The sequence below is a fragment of the Streptomyces atriruber genome (genome assembly GCF_001418325.1).
GTDB lineage: Bacteria > Actinomycetota > Actinomycetes > Streptomycetales > Streptomycetaceae > Streptomyces > Streptomyces atriruber.
This window is the reverse complement of the sequence record NZ_LIPN01000318.1, coordinates 22536-30097: the sequence shown is the minus strand read 5'-3', so window position 1 is coordinate 30097 and position 7562 is coordinate 22536. Positions and strand designations below refer to the sequence as shown.

The following is a 7562-nucleotide window of genomic DNA, read 5'->3' as shown; positions in this document are numbered from 1 at the left end:
CCCCGGCGCCACCCCGTCCGCCAGCCCACCCGGAGCATCACGCTCCGCTCACATCAATTCGCGACGAACGGTGACGGGGTGCGTGCGTAATGTGATGTGCTGGGGTCGGCCGCCGGACCGTATGCACCACAGGCGCCGCAGGCTCGGGGGAGCGAGGGAGGGGCACGTATGAGGTCGGAGCCGATCCGTCGATGGGAATCGGGTGCGTTGGCGCATGCCGTGTCGGACCCTTTCGGCCAGGGCCCGCTGCCCTGGCTGCGCGGGGCCGAGCACTACTTCGACGACACCGGCCGCGTCGTGCCCTGGTACATCGACCACGCCCCCGCCCCCGGCGCCGCGGACATCCCGGCGCCGCGCACCGGCGGCCCGCCCACCGCCGATGACGTGCACTGCCAGATCAAGGGCTTCACCTCCACCGGCGCGGCCGCCCCCGGCGAGGCGATCGACTTCCACGTCACCGTCGACCCGCCCCAGCAGTTCAGCGTCGACATCTACCGCATCGGGCACTACGGCGGGGACGGCGCGAGCAAGATCACCACGAGCCCCCGGCTCTCCGGCATCGTGCAGCCCGCCCCCCTGACCGCCGACCGCACGGTCTCCTGCCACCACTGGTGGCTCTCCTGGCGCCTGCAGATCCCGAGCTACTGGAGCGTCGGGGCGTACGTGGCGGTGCTGACCACCACCGACGGATACCGCTCGCACGTCCCCTTCACGGTCCGTGACGACCACCCCGCCGACCTCCTCCTGCTCCTCCCGGACGTCACGTGGCAGGCGTACAACCTCTACCCCGAGGACGGCCGCACGGGCGCCAGCCTCTACCACGCATGGGACGAGGAGGGCAGCCTGCTCGGCGAGAGCGAGGCCGCCGTCACGGTCTCCTTCGACCGGCCGTACGCGGGCGCGGGCCTCCCCCTGCACGTGGGCCACGCCTACGACTTCATCCGCTGGGCCGAGCGCTACGGCTACGACCTGGCGTACGCGGACGCCCGCGACCTGCACGCGGGTCGCATCGACCCCACCCGGTACCGAGGCCTGGTCTTCCCGGGCCACGACGAGTACTGGTCGCCGAGCATGCGCCGCACCACGGAGCACGCCCGCGAGCACGGCACATCACTGGTCTTCCTCTCCGCCAACACCATGTACTGGCAGGTGGAGCTGAGCGCGTCCGCGTCCGGCGTCGAGGACCGCCTCCTCACCTGCCGCAAGCGCCGCGGCCCCGGCAAACCCGCCCTGTGGCGCGAGCGGGACGGCGGCAAGGCGGCCGAGCAGCAGCTCCTCGGCATCCAGTACGCAGGTCGCGTACCCGAGCCGCGGCCCCTCGTCGTCCGCAACGCCGACCACTGGCTGTGGGAGGCCACCGGGGCGCACGACGGCGACGAGATCGAGGGCCTGGTCGCGGGCGAGGCCGACCGCTACTTCCCGCGGACCGCGCTCCCCGAGCACCAGGGCCGCATCCTGCTCGCCCACTCCCCGTACGAGGACACCGAGGGCGTCGTCCGCCATCAGGAGTCGTCGCTGTACCGCGCCCCGTCCGGCGCCCTGGTCTTCGCGTCCGGCACCTTCGCCTGGTCCCCGGCGCTCGACCGCCCCGGCCACGTGGACACCCGTATCCAACGCGCCACGGCCAACCTCCTGGACCGCATCTGCAAGCGCGACTGACCGCGTCACACCCGTTCCGCCGCACAGCCCCACTCAACCCCTGGCCAAAACCACACTTCCCATACGGGAGAATCGACCTCACTTGGCCAGAACCACGGGAGGGAACCGTGTCCGGATTCGTAGAAAAGCCCGAGCCCCTTGAGGTGCCGGGCCTGGTCCACCTCCACACCGGCAAGGTGCGCGAGCTGTACCAGAACGAGGCGGGCGAGCTCGTCATGGTCGCCAGCGACCGGCTCTCCGCCTATGACTGGGTGCTGCCCTCGGAGATCCCCGACAAGGGCCGCGTCCTCACCCAGCTCTCCCTGTGGTGGTTCGACCAGCTCGCGGACCTCGTGCCGAACCACGTCATCTCCACGGAGCTGCCGCAGGGCGCGCCCGCCGACTGGGCGGGCCGCACGCTGGTCTGCAAGTCCCTGGAGATGGTCCCGGTCGAGTGCGTGGCCCGCGGCTATCTGACGGGCTCGGGCCTCCTGGAGTACAACGAGTCGCGCACGGTCTGCGGCCTCGCCCTCCCCGAGGGCCTGGTCGACGGCTCGGAGCTGCCCGCGCCGATCTTCACGCCCGCCGCGAAGGCCGCGGTCGGCGAGCACGACGAGAACGTGTCGTACGAGGAAGTCGCGCGCCAGGTCGGTGCGGAGACGGCGGCCCAACTGCGCCAGACGACCCTTGCGGTCTACGGCCGGGCGCTGGACATCGCCCGTGAGCGCGGCCTGATCCTCGCCGACACGAAGTTCGAGTTCGGCTTCGACGGGGCGGACCTGATCCTCGCCGACGAGGTGCTGACCCCGGACTCCTCGCGCTTCTGGCCCGCGGACCAGTGGGAGCCGGGCCACGCCCAGCCGTCGTACGACAAGCAGTTCGTGCGGAACTGGCTGACCTCGCCGGCCTCGGGCTGGGACCGCAGGAGCGAGCAGCCGCCGCCGGCGCTGCCGCAGGACGTGGTGGACGCCACCCGCGCCAAGTACATCGAGGCGTACGAGCGGCTGACCGGCACGCCCTGGTAGTCGGCGCACGAAGAAGGCCCCGGTCGAATCGACCGGGGCCTTTCACATGGAGCGGACGACCAGGTTCGAACTGGCGACCTCAACCTTGGCAAGGTTGCGCTCTACCAACTGAGCTACGTCCGCGCTGCGCCGAAGCGCGAGGCCAACTATACCCAACCTCGCTCCCGTGCGAGACGCACTGCGGCATGACGGTTCTCGGCGCCGATTTTGGTGGCCGCCGAGGAGAGGTAGTTGCGGACCGTTCCCTGGGAGAGCGCGGCGCGCTCGGCGATCTCCGCGACGGGCGCCCCGTCGGCGGCGAGTTCGAGCACCTCGGCCTCGCGGGCGGTCAGCGGCGAGTCCCCCGCGGAGATCGCGTCGGCCGCCAACTCCGGGTCCACATAGCGGTTTCCGGCGTGTACGGCGCGGATGATCTCGGCGAGTTTCTGGGCGCTCACGGTCTTCGGCACGAAGCCCCGCACCCCCACCGCGAGGGCCCGTTTCAGATGTCCGGGTCTGCCATGACTCGTCACGATCATGGTCCGGCAGTCCGGGAGTTCGTCGCGCAGGGATGTGGCCACACTCACACCGTCGGCGCCCGGCATCTGCAGATCGAGGACGGCGACGTCGGGCCGGTGGGCCCGCGCCATGGCGAGCGCCTCGGGCCCGGACGCGGCCTCGGCGACGACGACGAGGTCGTCCTCCAGGGCCAGCAGCGCGGCCAGCGCACCCCGGATGAGGTGCTCGTCGTCGGCCAGCAACACACGAAGACTCATGCCGCCTCCCGCTCCTGCTCCCGCTCGGGACCGTGCTTCTGCCCGGCCCGCTCCCCCTGCCGCCCCGACGGCGCCGGGCCCCGCGAAGGCGGCAGGGGCACCTGCACGGCGAGCCGGAAGACCCCGTCGCCGGACACGGTGTCCAGCGTCCCGTCCACCTCGGCCAGCCGCTCGCGCAGCCCCGCGAGCCCGGAGCCCTGCCCCTGGGGCGCCACCTCCGGCACCCCGTCGTTCTCCACGGTCAATGTCGCCCGCCCCTCGCTCACCGCGAGGGCGATGTCGCACCGCCCCGCGTCACCGTGCCGCAGCACGTTCGTCGCCGCCTCCCGCACGACCCACCCGAGGGCCGACTGCACCGAGGCGGGCAGTGCCGCCCCGGATCCGATGACCCGGCAGTCGATCCCGGCCGCCTCCAACACGCCCTGCGCACCGACGAGTTCCACCTTGAGGTCGACCTCGCGATATCCCCGTACGACCTCACGGACCTCCCGCTGCGACTCCTGCGCGATCCGCTGCACCTCGACCATCTGGTCCACGGCCTCCGGCCGCCCCCGGCGTGCGAGCTGCACCGCGAGCTCGCTCTTGAGCGCGATGACGGCGAGGTTGCGCCCCATCACGTCGTGCAGGTCCCGCCCGAACCGCAGCCGCTCCTCGGCGACCGCCAGCCGTGCCTCGACCTCGCGGGCCCGGTCGGCCTCCCACATCACGGAGAGCGTCCAGGCCCCGCAGCGCGTGGAGATCAGCGCCAGGAAACTCGCGAAGGCGATGATGAAGCCGGTCGCGGCGAGCTCCCCGCCGCGCGCCCCCGCGAGGGCGAAGGCGATGACGGACGCGGCGACGACCAGCGCCATGCGGACCGCATAGGCCCGGATGGTGGCGGAGAAGGCGAGCGACTGGGCGAACGGCATCGGCACGAACAGGGCGGTGAGGCCCAGCATCTGCGAGGGCGCGCCGTCCACCGCCTGGAGGCCCACGGCGAGCCCCATCGTGGCGCTCATGAGGACACCCGCCAGCACGAGGTCACGGCGCGGCACCGGGGCCCGTCGCAGATAGTGGTCGACCGACCGGCGCAGCGAGCGGTTGGCCTGCAGGCACTGCGCGGCGGCCAGCACGATCAGGGTCCAGCCGAAGAGCTGCGGGGCGAGGTCGTGGCGCAGGCTCAGGCCGAGCGGCACCGAGACCCAGCTGAGGAGGAAGATCCACGGCAGCGCGTGCCAGGTCACGGTGGACTGGAACTCGACCTTCTCGATCTTGCTGCGCCCGTGCCAGCTCCGCTGCCAGGCCCGAATCCGGCCGACCACGTCCGTCGCCTCCCTCAATGCCGGGGCTCCCAGCGGAACCACCGTCGTACAGCAAACACCGAGAGCAGGGTCCAGGCCACCGCCGTCACGACCGCGCGCAGCGTGTCCCCGGAGGAGAGCGTGTCGGCCCAGCCGCCCCGGATCAGCTCGATGACGGGGGTGAGGGGCAGTACCTGGCAGATCGCGGCGACCTTGTCGGGCAGGACCTCCAGCGGGACGAAGAGCCCGGAGCCGAGCATCGAGACGAAGATCAGCGGCAGGCTCATGACCTGCGCGGACTCGGTCGACTGGCTGAAGCTTCCGGTGACGGCGGCCAGGGCTGCGAACATCACCAGGCCCAGGGCGACGCCGAGCACGACGAGGTGCGGGGCGCTGGGTGCCCCGGTGTCCAGGAGCACGGCGCAGCCCACGGCGAGGACCAGGCACTGCACGATGCCGATGGTGACCGACGGCAGCGCGGCGCCCGCCAGGATCTCGTTGTCGCGCAGCTCGCCGGTGCGCAGCCGCTTGAGGACGAGCTCCTCGCGCCGGGCGACGTAGACGGCGGTCAGCGCGGAGTACACGGCGAAGAGCAGCGAGAAGCCGAGGGCGGCGGGCAGCACCACGGTGCCGACGTCGAGCCCGGTGCCCTTCAGGTCCATCCCCTTGACGGCCTGCTTCATGCTGAACGGGATGACGAACGGCACGAACAGTGCCGCGAACAGCGTGCCCTTGCTCCGTACGAGCAGGGTGAACTCGGCGCGGGCCAGCGAGCGCATCCGCCGCGCCGGGGTGGTCAGGGCCATGGTGCTCATGCCGCCATCTCCTTCTTTCCGTGGCGCCCGGCGGACCGTCCGTCCGCCGCGTCCGGACCGCTCCCGACCTCCTTGGCGATCCGCAGGAACGCCTCCTCGAGCGTGGCCGCCCGTACGTCGAGGGAGCCCAGCTCGACCCGTGCGTCCCGGGCCCACAACAGCAGCCCGGTGGCGGCCCGTTGCAGTTCGTCCGTGCGCAGTCTGACCCGGTGCCCGACCGTCTCGTGCCCGGTCACGCCGAGCTCGGCGAGCGGCGGCAGGTCCCCGAGGAAGTACCCGTCGGGCAGTTCGAAGGAGATGTGCGAGGGCTGCGAGGCGACCACGTCGGCGACCCGGCCCTCGGCGGCGATCCGCCCCTCGTGCAGGATCGCGAGCCGCTCGGCGAGCACCTCGGCCTCTTCGAGGTAGTGCGTGGTGAGCAGCACGGTCGTGCCGTTGTCGCGGAGCTTGCGGACCAACTCCCAGGTCTCGCGCCGCCCTTCGGCGTCGAGGCCGGTGGTGGGCTCGTCGAGGAAGAGCACCTCGGGCCGTCCGAGGAGCGCCATGGCGAAGTCGAGGCGGCGCTTCTCGCCGCCGGAGAGCTGCTTCACGCGGACGCCGGAGCGCTTGGCGATCCCGACCATCTCCAGGGCCTCGGCGACGGGCCGGGCGCCGCTGGTGCAGCCCGCCCACATCTGCGCGGTCTCGCCGACGGTCAACTCGGCGGGGAATCCGCCCTCCTGGAGCATGACGCCGATCCTGGGCCGCACCTTGGCGCGTTCGGTGTACGGGTCGTGTCCGAGCACCCGCACGCGCCCGGCGGCCGGTGCCGCGAGCCCTTCGAGGAGCTCGACGGTGGAGGTCTTGCCGGCGCCGTTGGTGCCGAGCAGTGCGAAGAGCTCACCGCGTCCCACGGTGAAGGAGATTCCCCGTACCGCCTCGAAACCGCCCCCGTACACGCGCCGCAGATCGGTCACGTCGATCACTTGGTCAGTCATGAGGACAGCGTCCCCCGGCCGCGGAGGCCCCAGCAGTGCGCGCTGTCACCGGCCCGCATGACAAATGTCAGATGAGCCCCCCCTCGGCCGGGGAACACGGGAGCCGGGGAACACGAAGAAGGCCCCGGTCGATTCGACCGGGGCCTTCTCACATGGAGCGAACGACGAGGTTCGAACTCGCGACCTCAACCTTGGCAAGGTTGCGCTCTACCAACTGAGCTACGTTCGCATTGCCTCCGACCAGCTCTCACTGATCGGCGCGTGCATCAGCTTACCGCAACCGGAGGACCGGTCCGTGAGCGATGCAGAGCGGGTGACAGGAATTGCACACTGCGCCTTCCCCCTGGAAGGGGGATGTTCTACTACTGAACTACACCCGCATGACTCCGTGGGGCCCGGCTTTTCGGCCTCGCCCCTCGGCGTGCTCCAGACTCTAGCTGACCAGCGGGGGTGCAGCGCAAGTCGGTTGTCCCGAGGGGCGTGGACCTGCTGTTTCAGTTGGCCGCTTCGAAGGCCTCGTAGACCTTCTTGGGGATGCGGCCGCGCGGCGGGACGTTCATCTGGTGCGAGCGCGCCCAGGCGCGGACCGCCGACGGGTCGGGGGAGATCGCGGTGTGCCGGAACGCGATCCCGGACCGCGACCGCTTGCGGGCCGCCTCCAGGTACGGGGCAAGTGCCCCGCGCAGTTTCTCGGCATTGGTTTGATTGAGGTCGATCTCGTACGACTTGCCGTCAAGACCGAAGGCGACCGTTTCCGCCGCTTCCCCGCCGTCGATGTCGTCAAAGAGAGTGACCACGACACGTTGCGCCACGAATATCGGTCCCTTCGCGCGGCTCTACCGCGTTGACATGCGGTGATGCCGACTGCACGGATGTTTTCAGCAAAGTATCGACTATTGCCAATTCCTTTGTACAGTGCCCGGCATTGCATTGTGAAGCCTGTCCTAATGCCTCCGCGTGTCAGGTTCCAATGACGAAGCGTGATCTTTCATGGATTCATCGTGAAGGTTCTCGGTTCGAAACCTGTTTGAGCACCGGAACGTGACCGTCATCTCGTAGGTTGCTACGAATC

General features: G+C 70.6%; 7 protein-coding genes and 3 tRNA genes. 2 read left to right on the top strand and 8 right to left on the bottom strand.

Annotation, left to right across the window (positions count from 1 at the left end; genetic code table 11):
- Window positions 1–168: 168 nt before the first annotated feature.
- Window positions 169–1659 carry a N,N-dimethylformamidase beta subunit family domain-containing protein gene (locus AOK03_RS29350; RefSeq protein WP_055568386.1) on the top strand — a complete coding sequence of 497 codons (1491 nt, stop codon included), beginning with the start codon at window positions 169–171 and terminating at the stop codon, window positions 1657–1659.
- Between the two features lie 107 nt (window positions 1660–1766).
- The gene (locus AOK03_RS29345; protein WP_055568385.1) at window positions 1767–2663 is read left to right on the top strand and encodes a phosphoribosylaminoimidazolesuccinocarboxamide synthase; all 897 of its coding nucleotides are present in this window, start codon (window positions 1767–1769) and stop codon (window positions 2661–2663) included.
- Between the two features lie 47 nt (window positions 2664–2710).
- On the opposite strand, the gene AOK03_RS29340 is transcribed toward AOK03_RS29345, so the two are convergent.
- The 8 genes from AOK03_RS29340 to AOK03_RS29305 form a co-directional block, all read right to left on the bottom strand.
- Window positions 2711–2786, bottom strand: a tRNA-Gly gene (locus AOK03_RS29340).
- Window positions 2787–2809: 23 nt separating this feature from the next.
- The gene (locus tag AOK03_RS29335) at window positions 2810–3418 is read right to left on the bottom strand and encodes a response regulator transcription factor (protein WP_055568384.1); all 609 of its coding nucleotides are present in this window, start codon (window positions 3416–3418) and stop codon (window positions 2810–2812) included.
- Window positions 3415–4719, bottom strand: coding sequence for a histidine kinase (locus AOK03_RS29330; RefSeq protein WP_063792597.1), 1305 nt, complete (start codon window positions 4717–4719; stop codon window positions 3415–3417). Before AOK03_RS29330 ends, AOK03_RS29335 begins: the two co-directional genes overlap by 4 nt.
- A gap of 14 nt (window positions 4720–4733) precedes the next feature.
- Window positions 4734–5513 carry an ABC transporter permease gene (locus tag AOK03_RS29325; protein WP_055568383.1) on the bottom strand — a complete coding sequence of 260 codons (780 nt, stop codon included), beginning with the start codon at window positions 5511–5513 and terminating at the stop codon, window positions 4734–4736.
- The gene (locus AOK03_RS29320) at window positions 5510–6490 is read right to left on the bottom strand and encodes an ABC transporter ATP-binding protein (protein WP_055568382.1); all 981 of its coding nucleotides are present in this window, start codon (window positions 6488–6490) and stop codon (window positions 5510–5512) included. Before AOK03_RS29320 ends, AOK03_RS29325 begins: the two co-directional genes overlap by 4 nt.
- 153 nt (window positions 6491–6643) lie before the next feature.
- A tRNA-Gly gene (locus tag AOK03_RS29315) sits at window positions 6644–6719 on the bottom strand.
- 79 nt (window positions 6720–6798) lie between these two features.
- Window positions 6799–6870: transfer RNA gene (locus AOK03_RS29310), tRNA-Gly, on the bottom strand.
- Between the two features lie 114 nt (window positions 6871–6984).
- Window positions 6985–7302: a histone-like nucleoid-structuring protein Lsr2 gene (locus tag AOK03_RS29305; RefSeq protein ID WP_055568381.1), complete on the bottom strand. Its 318-nt coding sequence runs from the start codon at window positions 7300–7302 to the stop codon at window positions 6985–6987.
- Between the last annotated feature and the right edge of the window lie 260 nt (window positions 7303–7562).

What these genes read in the sequence shown, in the direction of transcription:
- AOK03_RS29350 (WP_055568386.1), top strand. Translation starts at nt 169, where the DNA reads ATGAGGTCGGAGCCGATCCGTCGATGGGAATCGGGTGCGTTGGCGCAT.
- AOK03_RS29335 (WP_055568384.1), bottom strand. Translation starts at nt 3,418, where the DNA reads ATGAGTCTTCGTGTGTTGCTGGCCGACGACGAGCACCTCATCCGGGGT.
- AOK03_RS29325 (WP_055568383.1), bottom strand. Translation starts at nt 5,513, where the DNA reads ATGAGCACCATGGCCCTGACCACCCCGGCGCGGCGGATGCGCTCGCTG.
- AOK03_RS29320 (WP_055568382.1), bottom strand. Translation starts at nt 6,490, where the DNA reads ATGACTGACCAAGTGATCGACGTGACCGATCTGCGGCGCGTGTACGGG.